The sequence below is a fragment of the Limosilactobacillus sp. genome (assembly GCF_022482365.1).
In the GTDB taxonomy this organism is placed as follows: domain Bacteria; phylum Bacillota; class Bacilli; order Lactobacillales; family Lactobacillaceae; genus Limosilactobacillus.
The window spans coordinates 173,233-197,318 of the sequence record NZ_JAKVPE010000001.1 but is presented as its reverse complement, the minus strand read 5'-3'; the positions used below and the strand labels follow the sequence as shown (position 1 = coordinate 197,318).

The window sequence follows — 24,086 nt, the reverse complement described above, 5'->3', positions numbered from 1 at the left end:
GAGCGAGCATCACTGCTCACTCCCACGAGTTATTTACCATGATTTAGTTTAGCATAAAAGGACCGCAAAGACAAACTAAAACGCCAGCCGTTGACAAAGTTCGTCAGGGCTGACGTAGTTTTCAGTTAGCTTTGATTTTAGAACAGGCTCAGTTGATTCTCGTCCGGCAGATCGTCTAAGACGTGATTGGTCGTCAAGAAGTCAATGAGCGTCTGTGAAACCTTGCCCCGCTCGGCCAGGTCCTCCTTCGACAGGAAGGGCTTTTCCTCTCTGGCGGCCACAATCTGCTTAGCAACGTTGAGACCCAAGCCCGGAACGGCCCGGAACGGCGCGATCAGGCTGTCGCCGTCGATCAGCCAGTTCGAGGCATCGGAACGGTTCAGGTCCACCATCTTGAACTTAAAGCCCCGCTCCAGCATTTCGTTGGCCAGTTCCAGGATCGTCAGCAGGCTCTTGTCCTTGGCGGAGGCGTCGTTCCCCTGCTGGTTGATTTCCGCCATCCGGTGCTTAACGGCATCCTTACCGTGGGCCATGGCAACAACATCAAAGTCATCGGCCCGCACGGAGAAGTAGGCACAGTAGTAGACCAGCGGGAAGTAGACCTTAAAGTAGGCAATCCGCAGCGCCATCAGGACGTAGGCGGCGGCGTGGGCCCGCGGGAACATGTACTTGATCTTAAGACAAGAATCCATGTACCATTGCGGGACGTTAGCCTTGCGCATCTTTTCCTGCCATTCGTCCGGGATCCCCCGGCCGTGCCGAACGGATTCCATCACCTGGAAGGAGGTTTCGGAGTCCAACCCGTAGTGAATCAGGTCGGTCATGATGTTGTCACGACAACCAATCACGTTGGCAATCGTGGCCGTCCCCTCCTTGATCAGCTCCTGGGCGTTGTCCAGCCACACCCCGGTCCCGTGCGAGAGGCCGGAAATCTGCAGCAGCTGCGAGTAGTTCTTCGGGTGGGTATCGTTTAACATCCCCCGGACGAAGCGGGTCCCGAATTCCGGCAGCCCCAGCGTCCCGGTCTTACTCTGGATCTGTTCCTCGGTCACGCCGAGTTGCTTTGGACTGGAGAAGAGCGACATGACCCCCGGATCATTCATTGGAATCGTCCGCGGGTTGATCCCGGAAAGGTCCTGAAGGGCACGGATCATCGTCGGGTCATCGTGGCCCAGTATATCCATCTTCAGGATGTTATCGTGGATCGAGTGGAAATCAAAGTGGGTCGTTTCCCAGGCGGCGTTTTGGTCATCGGCCGGGTATTGAACCGGCGTAAAGTCGTAAATGTCCATATCATCGGGAACAATGATGATCCCGGCCGGGTGCTGCCCGGTCGTCCGCTTGACGCCGGTTGCGCCCTTAGCCAGCCGATCTTCCTCGGCCCCGCGGAACTGAACATCCTTGTCCCGCTCGTAGGCCTTGACATATCCGTAGGCGGTCTTGTCGGCCACCGTTCCGATCGTCCCGGCCCGGAACACGTTCTTCTCACCGAAGAGGACCTTCATGTAGTTGTGGGCAATTGGCTGGTAGTCACCGGAGAAGTTCAAATCGATATCCGGCACCTTATTCCCCTTGAACCCTAAGAAGGTCTGGAATGGAATATCGTGCCCATCCTTGACCAGGAGGGTGCCACACTTCGGGCACTTGCGCTCGGGAAGGTCAAAGCCCGAGCTGTACTCACCCTTGGTATAGAAGTGACAGTACTGACACTTCGGGCAACGATAATGCGGTGGCAACGGGTTAACCTCGGTGATCCCTGACAAAGTGGCCACCACACTGGAACCAACGGAACCCCGGGACCCAACCAGGTAGCCGTCCTTGTTGGACTTGGCAACCAGCCGCTGGGCAATCAGGTAAATGACCGAGAACCCGTTCTTGACGATACTATTTAATTCCAGGCGCACCCGGTCCTGAACAATCTTTGGCAGTGGATCCCCGTACCAGGCCTTGGCGGTATTCCAGGTCCGGTCCTGAATTTCCTGTTCGGCCCCCTTCATGTGCGGCGTGTAAAGGCGGTCCTTGACCGGTCGAATATCGTCATCGATCATATCGGCCACCTGGTGGGTGTTGTCAACGACGATCTCGTGAGCTTTGTCCGCCCCCAGGAAGCTGAACTCGTTGAGCATCTCATCGGTCGTCCGGAAGTGAACGTCGGGCCGCTGGGTCCGGTTCAGTGGGTTGGCGCCCCCCTGGGAATTGATCAGAATCTTGCGGTAGATGCCGTCGTGGGGATCCAGGTAGTGAACGTCACCGGTCGCCACCACCGGCTTCTTGAGTTCCGTCCCCAGCTTGACCATGTTCTTGAGAATGTCTTCCAGGTGGGCATCGTCAGCGATCACGTGCTGCTCCAAGAGTGGCGCGTAGTTTGGCTTGGGCTGGACCTCGATGAAATCATAGTCCTGGGCCTTGCGCAGCGCAACCGGGTATCCCTTTTCCATCATTGCCGTGAAGACCTCGCCGGATGAGCAGGCGGTCCCCAGCAGAATTCCCTTGCGGTACTTCTCCAGCACCGTCCGCGGAATCCGCGGTACCCGGTGGAAGTACTTGACGTTGGCAAAGGAGACCAGCTTAAAGAGGTTCTTCAATCCGACTTGGGTTTGAGCCAGCAGGGTCACGTGGTATGGCCGCCCGTGCTTGTAGGCATCGTTATCGGCCATGTGCTTGTTAAGGTCGTCCACGTAACGAATCTCGTAGCGCTTTTCGGCGTCCTTGAGGAACTTGTAGAGCAGGTGTCCCGTGGCCTCCGCATCGTAGTTGGCCCGGTGGTGGTGTTCCAGCGAAACCTTGAACTTCTTACTTAGGGTGTTCAGCCGGTAACCCCGCATTTCTGGATAAAGGAACCGGGCCAGCGGCAGGGTATCGATAACTGGTTCGGTAATCTCTTCCATTCCGTGGCGCCGGTAACCGGTGTCCATAAAGCCCATGTCGAAGGAAACGTTGTGCCCGGCAATGATGCAACCGTCGCAGAAAGCCTTGAACATCTTGAAGACTTCTTCTTCGGTCTTCGAGCCGTGCACCATCTCATCCGTGATGCTGGTCAGGTTGGTCGTCTGCTCCGACAGCGGGAAGCCGGGGTCAATGAATTCGTCGAAACGCTCCAAAACATTGCCATCCTGCATCTTAACGGCGGATAGTTCGATCACCTTATCGTAGATGGCGGACAGCCCGGTCGTTTCCACGTCGAAGATCACGTAGGTATTGCCCTTTAGGGTCGCGTGATTTTCGTTATAAACCAGCGGGATCCCGTCGTCGACCACGTTGGCCTCCATCCCGTAGATCATCTTTAAGTTGAACTTCTTACTGGCCTTGAAGGCTTCCGGAAAGGCTTGAACGTTTCCGTGGTCAGTCACGGCAATTGCTGGCTGGCCCCACTCGTGGGCGCGCTGGGCCAGTTCGGTAATCGAATTGGTAGCGTCCATCTGGCTCATCTCGGTGTGAGCGTGGAGTTCGATTCGCTTGTCGTCTGCCGGGGCCTTGTCCTGGCGCTGGGCATGCTGAATTTGGTTGATGTCGTAGGCGTTGATTACCAGGTCATGCATCCAGGTGTCTTCCTGCACCGGTCCCCGGACCTTCAGCCACATTCCCGCCTTGATGTTGGCAAACTGAGCCTCGTCGTCGGCGTTGCGGGAGAACTTCTTGACCGCAAAAGAAGAGGTGTAGTCGGTAATTTCAAAGGTCAACAGCTGACGGCCGGAGCGCAGTTCGCGCACTTCGGAGTTAAAAACGTAGCCCTCGACGACCACGTTGCGCTCTTCCCCCTGAATATCCTTCATCTGGACCACCGGCTGCTGGTCATTGATCACCCGCCCAAGCTGGGCCGGACCATCGGCTGGTGCGGGCGCATCATGCTTGGCCCGGCTCTTGGCCTTGGCACTGTTCTTCTTGATCTGGGCCATCGCCTTGGCCGCCAGGGCCGCGTCGGCCGCCTCATGCTTCGCCTTGAGTTCCTTGATCATCGCCTGGGAGGCCGACTCGTCTACGAAGGGGTGAATCCGGAACTTGGGAAAGCCCAGTTCCTGGTAGCGCTGCTCAACCCGGCTCAGAAGCTTTTGTACCAGGAGATCCTTGACCACCTCGTTTTCCACCACCAGGGTGACTCGGCCGTCCTTGACCTCGGGACTGGTCTGCATGCAGGCCTGGCGCAGCATCGCCGAATCCTGGGCCGTTTCATCGACGATGTATTCCCAGTAGTCACCAATCTTCTGCTGGTCCAATTCGGTCATCGGGCTGCTAATCTGGACCCGCACCCCGGCAATATCGCTAAAGCCCCGGGTCAGGGCCGCCATTAATTCCTGAAACAGGCCAAAGGGCAGTGCCTGACGAAAGAGCAGGTGAAATTCCCACACCCGCGAATTCTTGTGAACCACCACCGATTGGATGGCAGCACTTTGAAAGGCGGCGTTGTCCTTTTCCGGGAAGTGAATCTGTTCCATTAATTTGCCAAACAGTTCGTGTCGATTCAAACCCAAGCTAGTATCCTCCTATCTAAAAATGTGGTGCAAATCTTTGATTAGCTTTGCAACCACATTTTTTCCTGCGTTTATTTTAACCTGTTTTACTTAGCTTCGCCATTCAATTGCTTCAGCAGGATGCCAACCGTGTTGACAACTTCTTCCTGCTTGACCTCAATGGTTTCACCGGTCTTGCGGATCTTGACTTCCACGATTCCATCGGCCGCCTTCTTACCAACCGTGATCCGGATTGGCAGACCAATCAGATCGGAGTCGGCAAACTTAACCCCGGCCCGTTCCTTCCGGTCGTCGACCAGCACTTCGTAGCCGGCAGCGGTCAGCTGTTTGTCCAACTCGTCGGCCATGGCCATTTGGTCATCCTTCTTCGCGTTGACCGGAATGACGTGAACGTCAAATGGTGCAATGCTGTCCGGCCAAACCAGACCGTTTTCGTCCGCATTTTGTTCGGCAACCGCGGAGAGCAGCCGGGTAACCCCGATTCCGTATGAACCCATGATTACATCGACCAGGCGACCATTGTTATCAAGCACCTGGGCACCGAGCTTTTCAGAATAGTGGGTTCCCAGCTTGAAGATGTGACCGACTTCGATCCCCGGCGTGAATTTCAGCGGCTGACCGTCAGGGGCAATTTCGCCCTCCTTGACGTTCCGGAAGTCACCGAATTGGTCCACCCGGAAGTCGCGGTCAATGTTGGCGTTGATGTAGTGGTGGCCATCGTCGTTAGCACCACAGGCCATGTTGACCAGAACCTTGACGTAGTTGTCGGCCAGGATCTTAACGTCTTCGCCAACGCCAACCGGACCCAGGGAACCCGGATGAGCGCCGAGGTACTTAACGGCATCCTCTTCATCGGCAAGCGTCAGGTCTTCGCAGTCCAGGGCATTCTTGACCTTGGCCTCGTTTACCTCGTCGTTGCCCCGCATCAGAACCATGACCGGCTGGTACTCGTCCTCGCTCATCTTAGCCATGAAGAACATTGCCTTCAGGATCTGGTCAGCAGGAACGCCCAGACTTTCGGCTGCCTCATCGACGGAGTGGGCGCCCGGTGTTGCTTTCTTGGTCAGTTCGGCCGGCTCAGCAGTCTGTTGAACCCCGGTAAACTTGCTGGTGGCCTTCTCGATGTTGGCGGCGTAAGTCCCGTCGGTGTAGGCAATGATGTCCTCACCGACCTTTGCGGGTGCGGAGAATTCTTGGGAGTTCTTGCCCCCCATCGTCCCGGAATCGGCCAGGATGACCTTGTAGTTCAAGCCGACCCGATCAAAGATGTTCCGGTAGGCCCGAGCCTGCTTGTCGTAAGCTTCATCCAGTCCCGCTTGGTCCGCGGAGAAGGAGTAGGCATCCAGCATTTCAAATTCCTTGCCCCGCAGGATCCCGTAACGCGGCCGATCCTCGTCCCGGAACTTGTCCTGCAGCTGGTAAACAACCAGAGGCAGCTTCTTGTAGGACTTGATGCTGTCACGAATCACTTCCGTAAAGGTTTCCTCGTGGGTTGGGCCCAGGATGAAGTCCCGGTCACGCCGGTCCTTTAGCTTGAAGAGGTTGTCACCATAAGTCTCGTAACGGCCTGATTCCTTCCACAGGTCGGCAGGCAAGAGACCCGGCATCATCATCTCAACGGCATCCGCCCGGTCCATCTCCTCACGAATGATGTTTTCAACCTTGCGAATCACCCGGTAAGCCAGTGGCAGGTAGGACCAAACCCCGGCGGAAACCTGGTAGATGTAGCCGGCCCGAATCATCATCTGATGGCTCAAGGCTTCGGCATCGCTTGGTGCCTCTTTCTTGGTTGGAATCAAAACCTTTGATTGTCGCATAAAAAACTATTCCTCCAAACTCGTTTAACGAATAAAGTAACGCTGGATGTCGTTCCAGGTCACCAAAATCATCAATAGCATCAGTAACATGAAACCGATCATCGTCACGATCCCCTCTGCCTTTTCGGGGATTGGCCGACGAATGATCGCTTCGATAATATTTAATAACAGCTTCCCACCGTCGAGGGCCGGGATTGGCAACAAGTTGACAATTCCCAGGTTAATCGACAGTAACGCCAGGAAGTTAAGAACCCCATTAAAACCGAGGGCCGTTGCCTGGGACGTTCCGGCATAGATTGCCACCGGACCGCCGAGATCGTTTAAGCTAAAGCCATGTGTAAACATACTCCCCAACACGCTAAAAATCAAGGTGCCGGCCTGAACGAACCGTTGCCAGCCAAAGCTTAGCCGGGCCTTGACGCTGGTGTTTTCCTCTTCCAGGATTCCGATTTGACCAACGACCTGCTTTCCCTGGTGAACCGCCTTGGGTTTGACCTTCACCGTGTGCTGATGATGGTCACGAACATAGGTCAGTTGCACCGTTTTGCCAGACTTATTCGAAATGCTGGTTGCCAACTCGCTCCAGTTGCTGACCTTGGTTGTTCCCACCTTGGTAATGCGGTCCCCAGCCACTAAACCGGCCCGGGAAGCCACGGAATGGGAATTGACCTGGCCAATCTTATTGCTGTTGGTTGGCACCCCACCCAGGGTAAAGCCGAGGATGATGAAGACAACCAGTGAAAGGATGAAATTGTTCATCGGCCCGGCAAAGTTGGTCATCATCCGGGCAGGCAGACTGGCCGACCGGAATTGAACGTCCTTAGGCGCAATCTGCACGTGGGTCCCGTCGCGTTCGATAATCACCGCGTCATGGTTAACGGGGTAATTCTTTAGCTCGGTCTCGTCACCGTTGACGTAGCCCTTGATCCACAGTTCATCCGTCAGGTCGCAATCAACCAGCTGCAAAGGAATTCCCTGAAAGAGTGATCCCTTGGAGCTGGCGTTGATCGTGACGACCTGGTTCTGCTCGTTAAGCTGGATCGTCACCGGGGTCCCGGGACGCAGCTCATCTTGGTCCTCATCGTCATTCCCGGCCAGGCGGACATAGCCCCCGATCGGCAGAATCCGGACCGTATAGGTAGTGCCATTTTTACGTCTCCACCAGATCTTCGGCCCCATCCCGATGGAAAATTCCCGAACTAGAATACCGGCACGTTTGGCAAAAAAGTAGTGACCGTATTCGTGCACCAGGACCAGGATCCCGAAGACCAGGATAAAGGTAATAATTGTTACTATCACAAAATCACTTCTTTACGTTGCCGCTAAATAATGCCGAGCAGGTGCAACATCGGCATTACAATCAGCATGCTGTCAAACCGGTCGAGGATTCCACCGTGACCCGGCAAGATCTTTCCAGAATCCTTCACCCCGTAGAAACGCTTCAAAGACGATTCGATCAGGTCACCAAATTGACCCATGATCGACAGAACAATCGTCAAAAGGACCATCGGCAGCCAAGCACCACCAACTGGCAGGAAGTAGAGATAGATCGCCAGGATGATGCTGGCAGAAACGGTCCCACCGATCGAGCCTTCCCAGGTCTTGTTCGGGCTGATCTTTGGTGCCAACTTATTTTTCCCGATTTTGCGCCCAATCAGGTAGGCGCCACTGTCGGTCAGCCAAACAATCAGCATCCCGTACAAGAGAGTGATGAAGTTCACCGCCCGGGCAGCCACAAAGTAGTGGAAGCCCAGCCCGATGTAGAGCATTGCCAGCGTCAGGACACCGGCATCGTCAAAGGTGAACCGCTGCTTGCGCAATACCGTGTGCAAGAGCAGCAGTACTACCAGGACGTAAAAGCCAAACCAACGGGTCGCCACGCTCGGCAGGAAGTCCAGCCAGCTATCGGGCAGGATCAAGAGTGCCACCCCGAGGTAACTGACAATCGCCTCAAAGGAAATTAAAAACATCTTCTTCATGACCAAGATTTCCGACATGGCAATGATCCCCAGCGCAACGGCTGCAATCGTTAGCGGCCAGTGGCCGTAGACGATCAGTGGAATAAAGATCGCCAGGGCAACTACCGCGGTAATTATCCGTGTTCTCATTTATTTTGTGTCCTCCTTATTGATTGACGAGCCCACCGAAACGCCGGTGACGGCCCTGAAAGTCGATGATGGCTCGCTTCAGTGAATCACCATCGAAGTCCGGCCAGTGCTCATCGACAAATTCTAACTCACTGTAACCGATCTGCCAGAGCATGAAGTTGCTGATCCGCTCCTCACCACTGGTTCGAATCAAGAGGTCTGGATCGGCCAGCTCACCAAGCGGTGCCGACATCAAGTGATCGCTGATTGTTTGCTCCGTAATGTCTTCTGGGGCTAGCTGGCCGTTTTGAACTTCGCCCGCGATCTGCTTGACCGCCCGGGTAATTTCATCCCGACTTCCGTAGTTGAGGGCAAAGTTCAGCACCATCCCATCACAATCGGCCGTATCCTTGATGGCGTCGTTGACCGCTTTTTGCGTTGCTTCGGGTAACCGTGTCGTGTCCCCCATCACCATCACCCGAACGTTGTGCTTAACCAGATCGGGAACAAAGGTAGAGAAAAAGCGGATCGGCAGCTGCATCAGGTAGTTAACCTCGGAACTGGGCCGCTTCCAATTTTCGGTTGAAAAAGCGTAAAGCGACAGGACCTTGACGCCCAAGTCACTGGCGGCCATGGTGACCGTCTTAACGGTCTGCATCCCCTGCTTATGGCCGGCCACCCGGGGAAGGTGCCGTTTTTGCGCCCACCGGCCGTTACCATCCATGATGATCGCAATGTGAGCCGGGATGCGATTCATATCCAGCGCCTGCGCTTGGTCGACATCTTTCTTACTGGAAAACAAGTATTTCGCCTCCGTTGGATTTGTCAAATTTTTCACTCATTAATTATAAAGCTGCTCGGATCAAAAAGCTACTTGATAGAAAAGCAAAAAGACGGGGATGGTGTGCCCCACCCTCGTCGATTGCGTTCAGATTCAATTAGCCTTCCAGCAGTTCTTTTTCCTTGGCAGCAGCAATGTCTTCCAGGTTCTTAATGCCGGCATCGGTTTCGTCTTGAACCTTCTTTTCGAGGTCGTGGAAGACGTCATCGTTGAAGTCGCCATCCTTGTTCCCCTTCTTCAGGTCGTCCATGGCTTCACGCCGGACGTTTCGAACAGCCACCTTGGACTTTTCCATTTCAGCCTTGACCTGCTTAACCAGTTCCTTCCGGCGGTCCTCCGTCAGTTGTGGGATGATCAGCCGGATGGCGGTCCCGTCGTTTTGCGGCGTCAGGCCCAGGTTAGAAGCGTAGATTGCCCGTTCGATTTCTTCAAGGATGCTCCCGTCGTACGGAGTGATCAGCAATTGCCGGGCTTCCGGAATCGTGATCGATGCCACCTGGTTCAGCGGCGTCGGGGCCCCGTAATATTCAACCTTGATGGAGTTCAACAGGCTCGCGTTGGCTTGGCCAGCCCGAATGTCTGCCAGAGTCCGCTGCAGAGCTTCCCCGGACTTTTTCATCTTGTCCTTAGCACTCTTTAAAATTTCATTACCATTAGCCATAATTTAGTCCCCCTCAATGGTCGTGCCGACGTGCTGGCCGGTAACGACCTTCATAATGTTTCCTGGCGTGTTGAGATTGAAGACGACCAACGGAATGTGGTTGTCCATCGACAGCGAACTAGCAGTCGTATCCATCACGTGCAGGTTCTTTTCAATCAGATCCATGTGGGTCAGGTGGTCAAACTTAGCGGCTTCGGGATCCTTGTTCGGGTCGGCAGAGTAAACGCCGTCGACGCCGTTCTTTCCCATCAGGATTGCATCGGCGTTGATTTCAGCGGCCCGCAATGCTGCCGTGGTGTCAGTAGAAAAGTATGGGCTCCCCGTGCCACCGGCAAAGATCACGATCCGGTTCTTTTCCAGGTGCCGGATGGCCTTGCGCCGGATATATGGTTCGGCAATCTGCCGCATTTCAATCGAGGTCTGAACCCGGGTTGGCACGTCGATTGATTCCAGGGCATCCTGCAGGGAAAGACCGTTCATAATAGTGGCCAGCATCCCGATGTAATCGGCCTGGGCCCGTTCCATCCCCAGCTGTTCACCGGTCACGCCCCGCCACATGTTACCACCACCGACAACGATGGCAATCTGAACGCCGAGGTCGTGAACTGCCTTCAATTCCTTGGCAACGTCCTTTAAGACGGGTGGATTAATGCCGAAGCCCTTTTCACCGGCCAGTGCTTCGCCGCTAAGCTTAAGGATTACACGATTATACTTAATATTAGCCATAGTTTCCTCCTAGGAATTTGTTAAGTAACTATTGTAAAAAAGGACGCACTGCAGCGAGTACGTCCTTTCGCCAATCGAACCTTAGTTCATTTGGTCCTTAACTTCTTGAGCGAAGTCATCCTGCTTCTTTTCAATCCCTTCACCGACTTCGTAACGGATGAAGGACTTCAGCTTACCGTCATTGGCAGCAACGTATTCAGCAACCGTTTGGTCTGGGTTCTTAACAAAGTCCTGGTCGGCCAGGCAGATCTGGGACAGGAACTTGTTGAGCCGACCTTCGACAATCTTGTCAACGATCTTTTCAGGCTTGCCTTCGTTCAGCGTTTCTTCCTTGAAGACGGCACGTTCGTGGTCCAGCCGGTCTTGAGAAACTTCTTCACGAGTCATGAATTCAGGGTTAATGGCAGCAACGTGCATTGCAACGTCCTTGGCAGTGGCTTCATTAGCACCTTCCAGAACAACTAAGGCTGCAATTTGGCCACCCTGGTGCAGGTAAGCACCGAAGCTGTCGCCGTCGTTCTTTTCAACGACAGTAAACCGCCGCAGGCTAACCTTTTCACCGGTCTTTTGGGTGGTGCTGATGATGTCGTCGTTCAGCGTCCCGTTGGCCGTCTTGATGGCCAGTGCTTCTTCAACGTTGGCAGGCTTGTTTTCGCTGATCAGCTTGGTAACTTCCTTCAGCAGGGCCTTGAATGGTTCACTAGCAGCCACGAAGTCCGTTTCGGAGTTCAGTTCAACGATGGCAGCAGTGTTGCCGTTAACCGCGATGTCAGCCAGACCTTCCGCAGCAACCCGACTGCTCTTCTTAGCAGCCTTGGCAATCCCCTTTTCACGCAGGTAGTCCATTGCCTTGTCCATGTCGCCGTCGCTGGCAACCAATGCCTTCTTGGCATCCATGATTCCGGCACCGGACTTCTTCCGTAATTCCATAACTTGAGCAGCTTTAATTTCAGCCATGACTAGATCTCTCCTTTGATAATCCTGGATTTAATAAAAAATGGGCTGTTTGTACTTAGGGCCACAATGGTCCATAACACAAAACAGCCCAAGTATTTAATAACTAATTTTAGTCCTTACCTTCGACACTGTTCTTCAGGTTCTGCAGAGAATCTTCGCTAACAGTCGTGTCTTCGGCGTTGTCTTCAGCAGCTTCGTCGCTTGCTTGTTGCGTGTCGTCTTGACCCTGCTTACCTTCAACAACGGCATCAGCCATCTTTGAAGTGATCAGACGAACGGCACGAATAGCATCATCGTTTGATGGAATTACGTAGTCGATGTCATCTGGGTCAGTGTTGGTGTCGACCATGGCAACGATCGGGATGTGCAGCTTTTGTGCTTCGTGAACGGCGATTTGTTCCTTGTGTGGGTCAACGATGTACATTACATCTGGGATCCGTGGCATGTCTTCGATCCCGCCCAGGAACCGTTCCAGCTTTTCGCGTTGCTTAGTCAGAACAGCAACTTCCTTCTTTGGCAGAACGTCAAAGGTACCGTCTTCGCTCATCTTCTTGAGTTCCTTCAGACGAGCAATCCGGGACTGGATGGTCTTCCAGTTGGTCAGGGTACCACCTAACCAACGGTGGTTAACGTAGTACTGGCCGGCACGGGTAGCTTCTTCTTCGATGGAATCCTGAGCCTGCTTCTTGGTACCAACAAAGAGAACAACGCCGCCCTTAGCAGCAACGTCCTTCACGTAGTTGTAAGCAGTGTCGATCATCTTGACCGTCTTCTGCAGGTCAATGATGTAGATACCGTTCCGTTCAGTGAAGATGTATTCTTCCATCTTTGGGTTCCAACGACGAGTCTGGTGACCGAAGTGGACACCGGCTTCAAGCAATTGCTTCATAGTAACAACAGACATAAATAAACCTCCAAAATGTTTTTTCCTCCCCATGGCTCAGTTAATTGCGGGAACTTTTCAGGCGAAAAGCACGTCCCGAATTATCACCATAGGTGTGTTATATGTTGTTAAACACCGTTTAATAGTATACAAAAAAGCTTGTCCAATGACAAGCTTTTTGATCATTAAATTGGCTGATGGTGGTTGATTCGGTAGTATTTGCTGACGCTCACCCCGTGTTCTTTAAGGTAGCGAACCTTGGAGGCGCGAGGCAGGTGTTTAAAATGATACTCGGCACTCATGGCAGCGTGCTTGCTGGCAAACTCCTCCTGGTAAATCAGGCGCAGCGGATGCCGCCGGTGCACGCGGGTGTACTTGGCGCCGCGGTAGGATTGGTGGGTGGCAAAGCGCCGGGCAACGTCATTGGTAAAACCACAATAGAGCGTGTCGTCGGCGCAGTATAAAACGTAAATGTAGTACTTACTGCTGGCCATAAAGCAGTTTTTGCACCTCCGGCAAATACTCCCCATCGTCCCCGCTGACAACCAGTGGCGGCACGACCTTTAATCCACCCGGCTTGCCGTCCTTAATGACCTCCAGGAGAAGCATGTTGGCGTCGCGCTGAGCCTTGGGATGAATCAGGCGTAATCGTTTGGGAACTAGCCGCCATTCTTGCATCGTCGTCAGGATTTCGGTCAACCGGTCCGGCCGGTGAACCAGGTACCCGTGACCGTTCATCTTTAACAGGCCGCTCATCTGCTGGGCCACCGTTTGCAGGTTAGTTGCGATCTCATGACGGGCCAGGGCCAGGTAGCGATTCGGGTTTTTCTGACTTTTGGCCGTCACCGAGAAGTAGGGCGGGTTGCACAGCACCACGTCGGCCGAATCCTTAGGAACCTGGGTGAAGACGTCCTTGATGTCCATGTTCAGCACCCGGTAGCGATCACCCAGGCCGTTGAGCTCAATGCTGCGCTTGGCCATGTCCGCGATTCGCGGCTGCAGCTCGACCTCGGTAAAGGTTCCGCCAAGCTTATTATGCAGGAAGAGACCAATCGCCCCGTTGCCGGCACAAAGATCGACCGTCTTCAGCTTGTGACGATGATTTTCCCGCACAAAGTCGGCGAGCAGAACCGCATCCAGTGAAAAGGCAAAGCAGCTCGGGCTCTGAATGATCTGGACGTCCTGGCTGTAGAGTTGGTCGATGCGCTCATCGTCCTTTAATAGTGATGATGGTTCCATTTGCTTCTTTCCTTTCTTTTCCGCTTGCATCTTCTAAGTTTTTTCGTCATACTTAGGGGCTAGATAAGTAATTTGATTTTGATTGGAAGAAAAAAGATGCTTTATAATTTTCTAGTAAAAATTGTCAATCCGCTGCTCAACCTGATCAACGGTCGGGCAAAGATTTATAATCGTGAGAACCTGCCGGAGGGGAACTACGTGGTCGTCGCTCCCCACCGCACCTGGATGGATCCGGTCCTGATTGCCCTGGCGATCTGGCCGAAGAAATTCAGTTTCATGGCCAAGAAGGAACTGTTTGAAAACCCGCTCGCCAATAAATTTCTCCGGGCCCTCAACGCCTTCCCGGTCGACCGGAAGAATCCGGGGCCGTCGGTGATCAAGACACCAGTCAAAATGCTGCGCAAGACTGACCTGTCAACGATCATTTTCCCAACTGGCTCACGCTACTCAGCCAAGCTCAAGGGCGGTGCGGTTGTGATTGCCAAGATGGCTGGCGTCCCCCTCGTACCCGTGGTTTACCAGGGACCGCTGAAATTTGGGCAACTTTTCAGTCGCAAGCCCCGCAACATTGCCTTTGGCAAGCCGATCTACATCGATCGCAAGCTGCGGCTGACAGACGAGAATCAGGCCAAGATCGAACGGGAAATGCAGGATGCCTTTGACCAGCTCGATGCACAAATCAACCCTGATTTTCATTACATCATGCCACCCAAGCCTAAGGATGATAATTTCTAAAAATAAAAGGGATGCCGAAACGCATCCCTTTTATTTTTTACTTGCGGTTTGCTTTCCGCGCTTGTGTCTTCATGGTCTGCATCATCTGGTGAAGCTTCCGGCTCGAAGGCTTCTGTCCCATCTGAAGCATCATTGTCCGCAGCATTTCTTCAGAAATTGGTGGATTATTACGAAGGTAATTTTCCATGTACTTACGGGCGCCGAAGAAACCGACAACCAGGCCAACCAGTAATCCCAGGATGGTCCATAAAATTGTCATACCCACGACTAATTCCTCCTTTGGTTAGTTACCTTTCCATCTTACACGATCGCGGGACGCTTGAAAAGGCAAAATCTGGACTTAATCGTCGCGCAGGCCTTTTTTGCGTTGAATCTGACGAACCTTTTCGGGAGTAACTTCCTTGCCGTTCTTGTCAAAGATCCGCATCATTTCGATGTTGCTCCGCATTGCTTTACGGAAATTCTTAATGTATTCGCGCCGCAGCCGTTCCCGTTCCCGGGTTTCCGGTTCAGTCAGCCCCTCCGTCTTGTTCTTGTGGGCCAATTCATTGATGCGCTTTAACAGCTCATCCTGTTCCTTTGATTCAGTCATCCACGGACCCTTCCTTTCCTGTTCTAACGGCTTAGATTTTACCGAATTTGATCCTTAATTGCAAATTATCCGTATACGTAAAAAGGCGACGAACGTACGTTTGAAATATAATTTCTGCTATGGTATCCTTTACATAATAAGTAATAATGAGGTGTAAGTATGCCAAGAGCTGCTAAAAACAAACAAATGGCGGTCTTAAGCTACATCCACAAGCAAGTCACCGAACACGGCTATCCGCCGACGGTTCGGGAGATCTGCAGTGCGGTGGGCCTATCATCGACATCAACCGTCCACGGACACATTACCCGCCTAATTGACAAGGGCTTTTTACGCAAGGATTCAGCGAAGCCCCGGGCGCTCGAGATCACGCCTAAGGGGCTGGACCTGCTCGGTGTTAAGCCACTGCAGACCAAGATTCCCGTCCTGGGGGTTGTTACCGCCGGGCAGCCAATCTTGGCGGTCCAAGACGCCACGGACTTCTTCCCAATCCCGCCTTCGATTCAGGACAACAATGACCTCTTCATGCTGACAATTCGTGGAACTAGTATGATCAAGGCCGGGATTCTGAATGGCGATCAGGTAATCGTTCGCAAGCAATCCACGGCAAAGAATGGTGACATCGTAATCGCGATGAACGACGACAACGAAGCCACCTGCAAGCGGTTCTTCAAAGAAAAGACCCGCTTCCGCCTTCAACCGGAGAACGACACCATGGCACCGATTTTCCTGCAAAACGTTAAAATCCTCGGCAAGGTCGTCGGACTCTTCCGTGATCATATCTTTTAATTGCCAAAGCCAAAATCGGCAGTGCATCCAAACGTGCACTGCCGATTTTTTTATTGGTTGCGTTGGTAGATTCGCTGGTGATCCCTTTGCCCCGCCAGCACGAATGGCAGCTGATCGCCTGCCAGATCAAACTGCTGGTCTGCAGAATTCATCCCCAGCTGGGCGTTGAAAAGTCGTTCGTATTCATCAATTGAAACCTGGTGGCGCGCGTCCAGATCGGCTTGGATATCATTCAGGTAAGTGGCAAAGCCGGCCTGGACAATTCCAGTATAGAATTCGCCCTCGGCCCCGGAACCATAGCTAAATAGCCCCAGCCGATCGCCGGCTTGAATCCGGCCGTTTTGCAGCATCGACATCAAGCCCAGGTAAAGTGAACCGGTGTAGAGGTTGCCGACCTGCCGACAGTAGGCCTGCTCGGCGGTCAACTGCTTCCGCATCCGCTGAGCAGTCGGGTCGGTCCGTTGCCCCAGCAGTGCCTCCAGCGCCTTCTTCCCCATTTTGGTGAACGGCAGGTGGAAGGCCAGGCCGGCGAAGTCCTCCAGCTTTCGACCGGTCAGCTGCTGGTAGCGGGTAAAGGTCTGCAAGAAGAAGTCGATGTAGACGTTGGTCGAGTATTTCCCGTCCACCATTGCCTCGGTGGCGTAGAGTGGCCGCCAGAAATCCATGATGTCCTTGCTATAGGAAACCGCCGTCGGCTCAATCGCCAAAACGTGCGGGTTGGCACCGATCAGCATGGCCACGGCCCCGGCCCCCTGTGTCACTTCCCCAGGGGTATTCAGGCCATAGCGAGCAATGTCGGCCGCGATAACCAGCACCGTTTCCTGTGGGTTTAGCGCCACCAGTCCGCGAGCAAACTGAATGGCCGCGGTCCCGGAATAACAGGCTTCCTTGAGTTCCACGGTCCGCACAAAATCGTTCAAACCCAGCAGATGTTTAATGTAGATCGCGCTAGCCTTTGAATTATCGATCCCGGATTCGGTGGCCACAATGATCGTCGAAATATTTTTTATGTTGGTGGGATTCAACAGCTTTTCGGCCGCTGCTGCCCCCAGGGTGACGATGTCCTGAGTGGGTGGAACCACCGCCTGCTGATCCTGGCCGATGCCGATTGTGTACTTATCGGGCTCGTCACCGCGTCTTTTCGCTAGCTCACGCAGATCAATGTACTGATCCGTGGTCGCAAAGGCCATCTCATCGATTCCAATCTTCATTTTTTTCATCCCCATTTTACATTTTGTCCATTGTTTGATTTAGCAGGCCGTCCACGACATTGTTTCCCTGGTTATCCGCGTGCCCCTTCGTCCATTGAAAGGACAAGTGGGCAAATCGTGGCAAGAGGCGCAGCAGCTGCTGCCACTGCTCAGCGTTGGCCACCGGTGAGCCGGAAGCGGTTCGCCAGCCCCGGCGCTGCCAGCCGTAAAGCCAGCCCTTTGTGATCGGATCCAAGACATAGTGCGAATCCAAGGTGGCCGCGATCGTCTCATTATTAAGCCGGTGGTCCAGCAGAAACTGCAAAGCATTTATCAGGGCCAGGACTTCCATCTTGTTGTTGGTGGCACCATATTCGCCGCCCGTCCCAGTTTGTTGAGCGCCCCGGTACTCGATCAGGTAGGCCCAGGCCGCCTTGTCGTTTGCCTTGACGTGCTGGCCCCGCTTATTGCCATGGTTGCGGGAGCCCCCGTCGGTATACAGTTTGATCGCTGCCGGCTGTGTTGGGCGAGCCTGGTCATCCAGCGTTAGCTGCAGCTGCTGTGGACGGTGTTGCCTTGGCTGGGTCTGCTGCAGCCAGGCCAGGGCTTGTTGGCGACTGGCAAAGCTCTTGTAGACCGCGCCGGAAAAACCACTCACCTGGCGCTGACATTCCGCCCAGGTGGTATAGATTCCGGGCGTTCGGCCCCGTTTGACCGCATAGTACTTTCTTGTCATTGATCCCAATCCTTTCTCATCACCGTTCCATTATACACTATTGCGGGGCTCTGCCAATTTCACGGTTAACTCTCCTTATTATCAGGATAAGAAGCGCCCTGCCTGCCCATAATAGCCAAGCCAATAGCGAAACGGCAACCAACGCATTAAGCCACGTTGGTGGAGCATAGGTCAAGTAGGCAACGTTGTGCCCTTTTTGCTGTTTAACCGTCGGCGAGCCGACCAATGACCGCGCAAAGTGGTTAACCCGGTGACCGTTCACAGTCAGCTGAGATTGCCGGTAGGTGACGACCGGCAATTGCTTGGTGCCCCTCTTTGTCGCAGTCCAGGTCAGTTTCAAGCGTCCCCTGCTAGCTGCCTGAATTTGAACGTTGGAGACTCGGTCCACCACCGAATGAGCATAGCTTTCGGCAGCCACCATTGCCGGAGTATTCGTTTTAGTGGAAGTCAGATAATCAGGAATCCGCTTTTGCAACTCCGTTAAGAACTTGCGATAGCCCCTTTTGCGGGTCGCCCGCAAAACCTGCTGCCGATCCTTAGCGCTGTTGCTTTTCCCCACGGAGGTCGTCTTGCTTTCCAAAACCCGCGGCATGAAGCCAACCTGGGCACGATGATTGATTACCCGGCCGGCCTGGCCCAAGCAAACTAGCCAAATCAATACTAAGGCAGCACCGCCGATGCATTGAGTAAATTTTGTACCACGCTGATGTACAATTAGGTCAAAGGAGAAGCCGATTCCAAGCATCAACAGAGGGTAGGCCAAAATTGTCAGGCGTACCGGAAACTGGAGATAAGAGCTAATGCTTGGGAAGGCTTTAACCAAGCAAGCCCACGGGAAAAAGTGCGAACTGCCCCATAAAAAGACAAACCCCGTGACTGTAACTATCAGATTCAAGTGGTTCTTTCGCCAGGTAACGACGGCAAAGAGGAGTTGGCAAAAAAGGACACTGAGGAAAAAGACGGTGATCGAGGTCCGGATGTTGGAAAATGGATCGAGGCGCAACGTATTCTTGATGACATCAAAGTCCGCGGGCATGACCAGGTGGTTGGTCAGGCTCAAAAAGATTAATGGCCCCAAGGTATTGGCCGTCAAAACCAATGACACGCTGACCGCCTTGCTCGTTTGAATTAACAGTTGCCGCTTGGCCACCGCGATTTTCAATGCGTAGAGCCAGGTGGGAATCAACAGCAGCATAAACAGGATGGCACTAAGCAAGTGAATTTCAATCGTGATGCTCATCAGGAGCGCCAGACTTTTCCAGTGAACCGGGTGCTGTGGATCCGTGACCATCCAATAAGCAACCTGCAATAGGTACGGGGCCAGCATTGCGCCAAGTGCGGTGGCGTTGTTCCCCGTTTGCCAACGGGAGGCCCAACCAATCGTCAGGTAGATGCTGGCCGTTAAGGCAGCAATAAACTGCTGAAGATTAAATTGGCGGGCCAGTCGATACATCCCATAGCCGGCAATCAAGTAAATGATCAGACTTGCCAGAAGCTGGTACTGGTACCAACTATGAACCACGAACAGCAGCAAGCCGTTAAAATAAGCAAATAATGGTCCATAAACGGCATTAACGATTCGACCGCTCTGATTAAAACTGTAAATTGACTGAAACCAGCTGAATTTGTGCTTCCGCAGCTGCGAATAGGTCTCGTAAAAGCGGTTGTAGTGAAAAACGCTATCGGCCCCAACAATGGGATGATTAGTAATCGTTTGGCTAAAAAGCAGTCCCCCGGCCGTTAAAATGATCAGAAGACATGCATAGTTATTTTTGAGGATCAGTTTGAGGCGTTGGCCCTTCTTCATATCTATAGTCCACCTTTGCCGATTTAGTCTTGGGAGAATTATAGCCGGCAAGTGTGAAATAAGATGGAAAGCTTCTCTAATTTTTCTGAGAACACCCGCAAAAAGCATTCCTATTCAGGCTTTACGAATTTCGAGATATTTGGTACAATGTAAAAGTTGAATATGGAGAGTTGGCAGAGTGGTAATGCACCGGACTCGAAATCCGGCGAACCCGTGTAGAGCGGGCGCGCAGGTTCAAATCCTGTACTCTCCTTAACTACATTTCATAGACTTTTAGGAAGTTCCCCAAGCGTTGTTAAATCAGCATTTGAGGGATTTTTTATTTACTTAGAATGCAAAGACAAGTAAATAAACGTTCTCAAAATGTTCTCAAAATAGTATCAATTCTCACGTTTCATTGGCACGGTGGCCACCTTAATTGGTGGTCTTTTTTTATTTCACTAAATCCAGCGCCAATTGTAGTCCTTCACGCTCATAACGTATTAAAGCACGGCTACTTAAATATAGGTTGTAATGTTCTTCTAGGTAGCCCATTGTTTTAACAACTGTCCACCTTCGTAAATACCGCTTTTCGATAATGTCAGCATATAATTTACCTTTTTCTTCTGTGTCAACCATCATTTTCAATAGGTCTAGGCGTTGCTGGCATTCATTAGTGGCGTTAGTGTATTGGACCATTTTACTGTCGGGGTCGGTAGGCTTGCTTTTAGGTAGTCCGGTAATTTGTATAGCACGTTGACGGGGCTTCAAACGGGCGGCCTTTATTTTCCATTTGTGATAATCCTTGAACCATTGCCTTATTATTTTTATTTCGTCCATACACACCTTAATCCACCTAACTTTATACGGCTTTCAGACAACGTGAGACGGTTAATCATACACCTGGGGCTTTTCCATTTCGTTTAAGAGCGAATCCATACCATAGTTTTTGGCAAATTCAACTAACGCCCGGTTCTTCATGGTGTTAAAGCTACGTAAACCAATATTGTATCGGTCACATAATTCTTTACGGTTGTACTTCTTATTGACTATGTACTTGTTAATAATGAACCGGTACTTAGAATCTTTAATATTGTTGATTGCTTCTTCTACCCGGTGCAATTGCCAGCTCAAATCAGCATGGTAGATGAATTTACTTTCAGTATGGTTTGAGTTGCTGTGAGAGCTTACCGCATCAAAACGGGGACTAGGTAAAAAGTTTGCCTGTTTCAAATCATGCTTAATTCTTGAATAATCTTTTAGCACTTGGCGAATTTCTTTAATATCTTTTCGCATAATTGTAACCACCTTTACTGTGATTACTGGGTATATAAGAAAAGCGTCGCAATTAACGACGCTTTAATAGTTACGTACAACTCTGCCAGTTGCCTGGTGAGCAAAGCTCTGTAACTTCAGCTATTTTATTAGGAAATGAATTAAATAGACGCTTGCTATCATCATGTGCCAATTCACTTTTAAATGATCACATTACAAAAAACGTTTATTTTGTGCCATTTCTGGCACACCTATATTGTACACCAAACATGCGTTCTGGTCTATGCTATTGCCAGTATTCGCCACGCAATTGTTGAATCAGTGAACGAACTTGGTATGGTGTTTGTTTCATGTCAATAGTACGGTTGCTATACCAGAATTGAACTAGCAGAATTACTGCTAAATTGTACTTGGTGTCACCATTCATTGGTACACTTTCACCTACAGCATTCGATACATAGTCTTTGGCAGTGTCGATATACCCTTGAATCAAGGCATCGTCATTGCTTCCATCAATTCGTAAGGCATCTTTAATGGTGTCTACTGTAATTCCAATCGGATTATTACTTGTTTCTGTCATTTTATATCACTCCTAACCAAAAAATAGCCTACCTACTCATTGCGAATAGGTAGGCTCTACGGTTACTAGGTTGTTTAATTACTTACTTGCCGTGCCAGCAGAAAGAGAAATGTTAATTGCCGCATCGCTTGAAATAGGCTTGTAGTCATTACGTACGATCACAGATAAGCCTTGGGCGAATTGGTCGAACTTATCCCATTGAGCGGTTACTTGGTTACGGCGGAATACGGCAACGGCTTCGGCCATGTCACCAACGATTAATGGGAATGAACCATCGGAATTGTTAGGCATAACGGTATCACTGATCATAACCACAGGGGCACCAAACAGTGAGAAACCACTAGCGGCAGTAGGGTTAGGTTGTAACAGGTAACGTCCTTCATTATCCTTCAAAGTATCAAGGTAGTTGAAACCAGATTGATTAACTAACCACATCTTGTTTAAGGCTGGATCAAGTTCAACATTGAAAATCTTCTTTAAGTCGTCGGTAGTTGTGGCCTTTTCCTTCTTGAACGTGTCGCTAGTCAGCACCTTCATAATGTTTTGGTTATCAGTGTTATCAACCAGCTTTTGAAGTTGGTTCTTAACTTCGGCCACAATATCAACAGCAGAATCATCAACTACTTCATTGGATAGGGCAATCTTACCAGCACGGGTCTTAACGTCAAATTGAACGTCTTCAAACATATTAGCATCAACGTCCGCAATGTCTGCTAATTCTTCCTTAGTAGCTAACACAGCCGTGTTGTTACGCTTGGCAATAGGGTAGTGGCCTGAACCAGCGCTAACAGTCTTTACAGTGGCGTATTGAGCTAAGTTATACTTGCTGTTCTTTAATTCCAGAACAGGAGTAACGACTTCTTCTGGAATCACGGCGGTGGCACCGGAAGTGGTCAAGCCGTCACGCATTTCGCCATGAGAGCGAATAAAGTCTTCAAAACTACGGGTTTCGGTCTTTTCATCATTGTTAATAATAGTCTTTTCAGTCATTTTTTCCTTTTCCCCCTTAATAAATTGTTCATATGAACGGGTGTCTACATTTACATTAGTTGAATCGTAAGCAGGTACGGCAACCACAGAAACATCAAACAAATCTTTAATCTGATTAATAGTCCGTGTAATGTTTCCCTGGTCGTCCTTGTTCCATTCGTCGGAACCATCGTCAACGTCAAAACTAAATGAACAACTATCCAGATTGCCAGCTTGAACATTGGCGAATACATCGTTAGCGGTTGTGGTATCTGGTAAAGTTGCTTCAAAGTGAAGCCCCTTGTCGTCTGGGGTTAACTTCAAAGTACCAGCCTTCACACTTGCCAGAACTTGTGTGTAGTCATGGTCGTTGAGCATCAATACATTAGACAGGTCAACGCCTTTAAGAGCGTCCGGTGATACAACTTCTTTGAAGCCCCCTAAATCCTTACTGGGAGTATTCCAAACAATCGCATAACCAGAGAGCTTCTTCGGGCTGTTCTGGGCCGTTTTAGCAGGTTGTGGTGAATTATCCGTCTTATCCTGCTTATCGCTGTTAGCAGGCTGTGCAGTCGGCTGTGGGGCCGGTTCTGCTGCTCGCAATTCAGCGTTAATCGTTAATCGGCGATCTTCCATTATTTTCATTCATTCCTTTCTCTGAATCATCGTTAAAGCTGTCACCATCGCTAGTCGGTGGCAACCCTAACTTGCTACGGGCTTCATTTCTGGTTAGCAAGCCGTTATTATAGCCGTCAATTGCTTGCTGTTGAATGGTAGCAGGATCAAGGCTTAGCAGCTTGTCGGTATTAAAAGTAAAGTCCTTACCAAACTTCTTAGATAGTTCGCTAGTGAAACAATCAAAGTAGTGCTGTAAAGTGCTTTGCAGATATTGCAGGTTACTTTGTTGCTGGTTACTGTGTTCATTTTCCAGGCCTAATTTTTCAACCGGAAGGCCAAATACCTTGGCAATTTGACGGGTAGTCCAGTCATTAGAGTTAACTAACTTTAATACATCTGTGTTGAGTGACAAGCTGCTTACGTCCATTGAATCGTCAACAACTACTGTCTTCATTGAATTAGCACCACTATTAGCATCATCAAACTTCTTACGAATGTTATTAATACTATTAGGATTAAGATCAGCTTGATTGACTTTAACCACAGTGGTTCCATGAATCCCGTTATTAAAGAAATTGAGTAACAGCTTGTTACCAGCATTCTGTACGCCTAACTCATCTTTCAAAGCATACAAAGGGCTTAATCCAGCTACACCGTCAATCGTGAAATACTTGAAATGAAGTACCTTGCTAGGTGGAATCACCTGTTTAACGCTCCCGTTAGGTGAGTAGGTATATTTCAGCTTGCCGGTAATGGTATCTTGACTAACCACCATCTGATTGTTAGGAATGAATCTCAAATTATGGTTCGGAAGAATTTCAGCGAAAGAATTACCATTTAATAACATATTAGCTGCTAGTGCATACTTGAAATGAAAGCCGTCCATTGTTTCGTTAGGACTGGAGTTAATCATCTTGTTAATTACATCGGTATCACACAACACCGGATTAGAAGCTATATCACTAGCAATTACATTAATTGCTGTAAAGACATCGCTATTTCTTAGATTACTTGGTGACACATAAGCATAAGGATCATCGCTCGAAATGCTTACAAGTGCATCAAGAACTGGATCACCACCAGTTGCCGTTGTCTTTTTACTGAACCAGTTATTAAATAAACTCATTAATTAATCTCAC

At 50.9% G+C, this 24,086-nt stretch carries 23 protein-coding genes and 1 tRNA gene; 3 read left to right on the top strand and 21 right to left on the bottom strand.

Annotation, left to right across the window (positions count from 1 at the left end; all coding sequences use genetic code 11):
* Positions 1-137: 137 nt before the first annotated feature.
* The 11 genes from LKE23_RS00955 to LKE23_RS00905 all read right to left on the bottom strand — a co-directional run bounded on the left by LKE23_RS00955 (position 138) and on the right by LKE23_RS00905 (position 13,680).
* Positions 138-4,469: a PolC-type DNA polymerase III gene (locus LKE23_RS00955; RefSeq protein ID WP_291977609.1), complete on the bottom strand. Its 4,332-nt coding sequence runs from the start codon at positions 4,467-4,469 to the stop codon at positions 138-140.
* Positions 4,470-4,555: 86 nt separating this feature from the next.
* Positions 4,556-6,286: a proline--tRNA ligase gene (locus LKE23_RS00950; protein WP_291977607.1), complete on the bottom strand. Its 1,731-nt coding sequence runs from the start codon at positions 6,284-6,286 to the stop codon at positions 4,556-4,558.
* 24 nt (positions 6,287-6,310) lie between these two features.
* On the bottom strand, positions 6,311-7,585 hold the full coding sequence (gene rseP, locus LKE23_RS00945) for an RIP metalloprotease RseP (protein ID WP_291977606.1): 1,275 nt from the start codon (positions 7,583-7,585) through the stop codon (positions 6,311-6,313).
* Between the two features lie 23 nt (positions 7,586-7,608).
* The gene (locus LKE23_RS00940) at positions 7,609-8,394 is read right to left on the bottom strand and encodes a phosphatidate cytidylyltransferase (RefSeq protein WP_291977605.1); all 786 of its coding nucleotides are present in this window, start codon (positions 8,392-8,394) and stop codon (positions 7,609-7,611) included.
* 16 nt (positions 8,395-8,410) lie between these two features.
* On the bottom strand, positions 8,411-9,175 hold the full coding sequence (locus tag LKE23_RS00935; protein ID WP_291977604.1) for an isoprenyl transferase: 765 nt from the start codon (positions 9,173-9,175) through the stop codon (positions 8,411-8,413).
* A 136-nt stretch (positions 9,176-9,311) separates the two neighbouring features.
* The gene (gene frr / locus LKE23_RS00930) at positions 9,312-9,875 is read right to left on the bottom strand and encodes a ribosome recycling factor (RefSeq protein ID WP_267201815.1); all 564 of its coding nucleotides are present in this window, start codon (positions 9,873-9,875) and stop codon (positions 9,312-9,314) included.
* Positions 9,876-9,878: 3 nt separating this feature from the next.
* A complete protein-coding gene (gene pyrH, locus LKE23_RS00925; protein WP_267201814.1) occupies positions 9,879-10,601 on the bottom strand; it encodes a UMP kinase in 723 nt (240 codons plus the stop codon).
* 81 nt (positions 10,602-10,682) lie between these two features.
* Complete coding sequence (gene tsf, locus LKE23_RS00920) at positions 10,683-11,558, bottom strand: translation elongation factor Ts (protein WP_267201813.1); 876 nt, start codon at positions 11,556-11,558, stop codon at positions 10,683-10,685.
* Between the two features lie 109 nt (positions 11,559-11,667).
* On the bottom strand, positions 11,668-12,462 hold the full coding sequence (rpsB, locus tag LKE23_RS00915; RefSeq protein WP_267201812.1) for a 30S ribosomal protein S2: 795 nt from the start codon (positions 12,460-12,462) through the stop codon (positions 11,668-11,670).
* A gap of 164 nt (positions 12,463-12,626) precedes the next feature.
* The gene (locus LKE23_RS00910; protein ID WP_291977602.1) at positions 12,627-12,935 is read right to left on the bottom strand and encodes a GIY-YIG nuclease family protein; all 309 of its coding nucleotides are present in this window, start codon (positions 12,933-12,935) and stop codon (positions 12,627-12,629) included.
* On the bottom strand, positions 12,922-13,680 hold the full coding sequence (locus LKE23_RS00905; protein ID WP_291977601.1) for a tRNA1(Val) (adenine(37)-N6)-methyltransferase: 759 nt from the start codon (positions 13,678-13,680) through the stop codon (positions 12,922-12,924). The genes LKE23_RS00910 and LKE23_RS00905 overlap by 14 nt, the downstream gene beginning before the upstream one ends.
* Before the next feature lie 96 nt (positions 13,681-13,776).
* Between LKE23_RS00905 and LKE23_RS00900 the strand changes: the two genes are divergently transcribed.
* The gene (locus LKE23_RS00900) at positions 13,777-14,415 is read left to right on the top strand and encodes a lysophospholipid acyltransferase family protein (RefSeq protein ID WP_291977600.1); all 639 of its coding nucleotides are present in this window, start codon (positions 13,777-13,779) and stop codon (positions 14,413-14,415) included.
* 37 nt (positions 14,416-14,452) lie between these two features.
* Here LKE23_RS00900 and LKE23_RS00895 read toward each other — a convergent pair whose 3' ends face one another.
* The gene (locus LKE23_RS00895) at positions 14,453-14,674 is read right to left on the bottom strand and encodes a YneF family protein (protein ID WP_305069090.1); all 222 of its coding nucleotides are present in this window, start codon (positions 14,672-14,674) and stop codon (positions 14,453-14,455) included.
* Positions 14,675-14,755: 81 nt separating this feature from the next.
* Positions 14,756-15,007 carry a DUF896 domain-containing protein gene (locus tag LKE23_RS00890; protein WP_267201807.1) on the bottom strand — a complete coding sequence of 84 codons (252 nt, stop codon included), beginning with the start codon at positions 15,005-15,007 and terminating at the stop codon, positions 14,756-14,758.
* 159 nt (positions 15,008-15,166) lie between these two features.
* Between LKE23_RS00890 and lexA the strand changes: the two genes are divergently transcribed.
* Positions 15,167-15,793 (top strand): transcriptional repressor LexA, encoded by a 627-nt coding sequence (gene lexA, locus LKE23_RS00885; protein WP_291977598.1) that lies wholly within the window; start codon positions 15,167-15,169, stop codon positions 15,791-15,793.
* Between the two features lie 50 nt (positions 15,794-15,843).
* On the opposite strand, the gene LKE23_RS00880 is transcribed toward lexA, so the two are convergent.
* From LKE23_RS00880 to LKE23_RS00870, 3 genes are read right to left on the bottom strand one after another with little or no spacing between them, the layout of a single operon-like run.
* Positions 15,844-17,004, bottom strand: a complete 1,161-nt coding sequence (locus LKE23_RS00880) for a hydroxymethylglutaryl-CoA synthase (RefSeq protein ID WP_291977597.1) — start codon at positions 17,002-17,004, stop codon at positions 15,844-15,846.
* 16 nt (positions 17,005-17,020) lie between these two features.
* The gene (locus LKE23_RS00875; RefSeq protein ID WP_291977596.1) at positions 17,021-17,719 is read right to left on the bottom strand and encodes a ribonuclease H family protein; all 699 of its coding nucleotides are present in this window, start codon (positions 17,717-17,719) and stop codon (positions 17,021-17,023) included.
* Positions 17,720-17,756: 37 nt separating this feature from the next.
* Positions 17,757-19,526 (bottom strand): hypothetical protein, encoded by a 1,770-nt coding sequence (locus tag LKE23_RS00870; RefSeq protein WP_291977594.1) that lies wholly within the window; start codon positions 19,524-19,526, stop codon positions 17,757-17,759.
* Positions 19,527-19,690: 164 nt separating this feature from the next.
* Here LKE23_RS00870 and LKE23_RS00865 point away from each other — a divergent pair.
* A tRNA-Ser gene (locus LKE23_RS00865) sits at positions 19,691-19,779 on the top strand.
* A gap of 179 nt (positions 19,780-19,958) precedes the next feature.
* Here the strand turns inward: LKE23_RS00865 and LKE23_RS00860 are convergent.
* From LKE23_RS00860 to LKE23_RS00840, 5 genes are all read right to left on the bottom strand, one after another.
* Positions 19,959-20,345, bottom strand: coding sequence for a hypothetical protein (locus LKE23_RS00860; RefSeq protein ID WP_291977593.1), 387 nt, complete (start codon positions 20,343-20,345; stop codon positions 19,959-19,961).
* A 51-nt stretch (positions 20,346-20,396) separates the two neighbouring features.
* Entirely contained in the window at positions 20,397-20,801 is a 405-nt protein-coding gene (locus LKE23_RS00855) for a hypothetical protein (RefSeq protein ID WP_291977592.1), read from the bottom strand.
* Positions 20,802-21,066: 265 nt separating this feature from the next.
* Complete coding sequence (locus tag LKE23_RS00850) at positions 21,067-21,360, bottom strand: head-tail connector protein (RefSeq protein ID WP_291977591.1); 294 nt, start codon at positions 21,358-21,360, stop codon at positions 21,067-21,069.
* A 78-nt stretch (positions 21,361-21,438) separates the two neighbouring features.
* Entirely contained in the window at positions 21,439-22,965 is a 1,527-nt protein-coding gene (locus tag LKE23_RS00845) for a phage major capsid protein (RefSeq protein WP_434737603.1), read from the bottom strand.
* The gene (locus LKE23_RS00840; protein ID WP_291977590.1) at positions 22,940-24,073 is read right to left on the bottom strand and encodes a phage portal protein; all 1,134 of its coding nucleotides are present in this window, start codon (positions 24,071-24,073) and stop codon (positions 22,940-22,942) included. Before LKE23_RS00840 ends, LKE23_RS00845 begins: the two co-directional genes overlap by 26 nt.
* Between the last annotated feature and the right edge of the window lie 13 nt (positions 24,074-24,086).

What these genes read in the sequence shown, in the direction of transcription:
- LKE23_RS00940 (WP_291977605.1), bottom strand. Translation starts at nt 8,394, where the DNA reads ATGAGAACACGGATAATTACCGCGGTAGTTGCCCTGGCGATCTTTATT.
- LKE23_RS00845 (WP_434737603.1), bottom strand. Translation starts at nt 22,965, where the DNA reads ATGGAAGATCGCCGATTAACGATTAACGCTGAATTGCGAGCAGCAGAA.
- LKE23_RS00900 (WP_291977600.1), top strand. Translation starts at nt 13,777, where the DNA reads ATGCTTTATAATTTTCTAGTAAAAATTGTCAATCCGCTGCTCAACCTG.
- LKE23_RS00875 (WP_291977596.1), bottom strand. Translation starts at nt 17,719, where the DNA reads ATGACAAGAAAGTACTATGCGGTCAAACGGGGCCGAACGCCCGGAATC.
- LKE23_RS00950 (WP_291977607.1), bottom strand. Translation starts at nt 6,286, where the DNA reads ATGCGACAATCAAAGGTTTTGATTCCAACCAAGAAAGAGGCACCAAGC.
- tsf (WP_267201813.1), bottom strand. Translation starts at nt 11,558, where the DNA reads ATGGCTGAAATTAAAGCTGCTCAAGTTATGGAATTACGGAAGAAGTCC.
- frr (WP_267201815.1), bottom strand. Translation starts at nt 9,875, where the DNA reads ATGGCTAATGGTAATGAAATTTTAAAGAGTGCTAAGGACAAGATGAAA.
- LKE23_RS00905 (WP_291977601.1), bottom strand. Translation starts at nt 13,680, where the DNA reads ATGGAACCATCATCACTATTAAAGGACGATGAGCGCATCGACCAACTC.
- LKE23_RS00890 (WP_267201807.1), bottom strand. Translation starts at nt 15,007, where the DNA reads ATGACTGAATCAAAGGAACAGGATGAGCTGTTAAAGCGCATCAATGAA.
- lexA (WP_291977598.1), top strand. Translation starts at nt 15,167, where the DNA reads ATGCCAAGAGCTGCTAAAAACAAACAAATGGCGGTCTTAAGCTACATC.
- rpsB (WP_267201812.1), bottom strand. Translation starts at nt 12,462, where the DNA reads ATGTCTGTTGTTACTATGAAGCAATTGCTTGAAGCCGGTGTCCACTTC.
- LKE23_RS00840 (WP_291977590.1), bottom strand. Translation starts at nt 24,073, where the DNA reads ATGAGTTTATTTAATAACTGGTTCAGTAAAAAGACAACGGCAACTGGT.
- LKE23_RS00860 (WP_291977593.1), bottom strand. Translation starts at nt 20,345, where the DNA reads ATGGACGAAATAAAAATAATAAGGCAATGGTTCAAGGATTATCACAAA.
- LKE23_RS00870 (WP_291977594.1), bottom strand. Translation starts at nt 19,526, where the DNA reads ATGAAGAAGGGCCAACGCCTCAAACTGATCCTCAAAAATAACTATGCA.
- pyrH (WP_267201814.1), bottom strand. Translation starts at nt 10,601, where the DNA reads ATGGCTAATATTAAGTATAATCGTGTAATCCTTAAGCTTAGCGGCGAA.
- LKE23_RS00895 (WP_305069090.1), bottom strand. Translation starts at nt 14,674, where the DNA reads ATGACAATTTTATGGACCATCCTGGGATTACTGGTTGGCCTGGTTGTC.
- LKE23_RS00850 (WP_291977591.1), bottom strand. Translation starts at nt 21,360, where the DNA reads ATGACAGAAACAAGTAATAATCCGATTGGAATTACAGTAGACACCATT.
- LKE23_RS00880 (WP_291977597.1), bottom strand. Translation starts at nt 17,004, where the DNA reads ATGAAGATTGGAATCGATGAGATGGCCTTTGCGACCACGGATCAGTAC.
- LKE23_RS00855 (WP_291977592.1), bottom strand. Translation starts at nt 20,801, where the DNA reads ATGCGAAAAGATATTAAAGAAATTCGCCAAGTGCTAAAAGATTATTCA.
- LKE23_RS00910 (WP_291977602.1), bottom strand. Translation starts at nt 12,935, where the DNA reads ATGGCCAGCAGTAAGTACTACATTTACGTTTTATACTGCGCCGACGAC.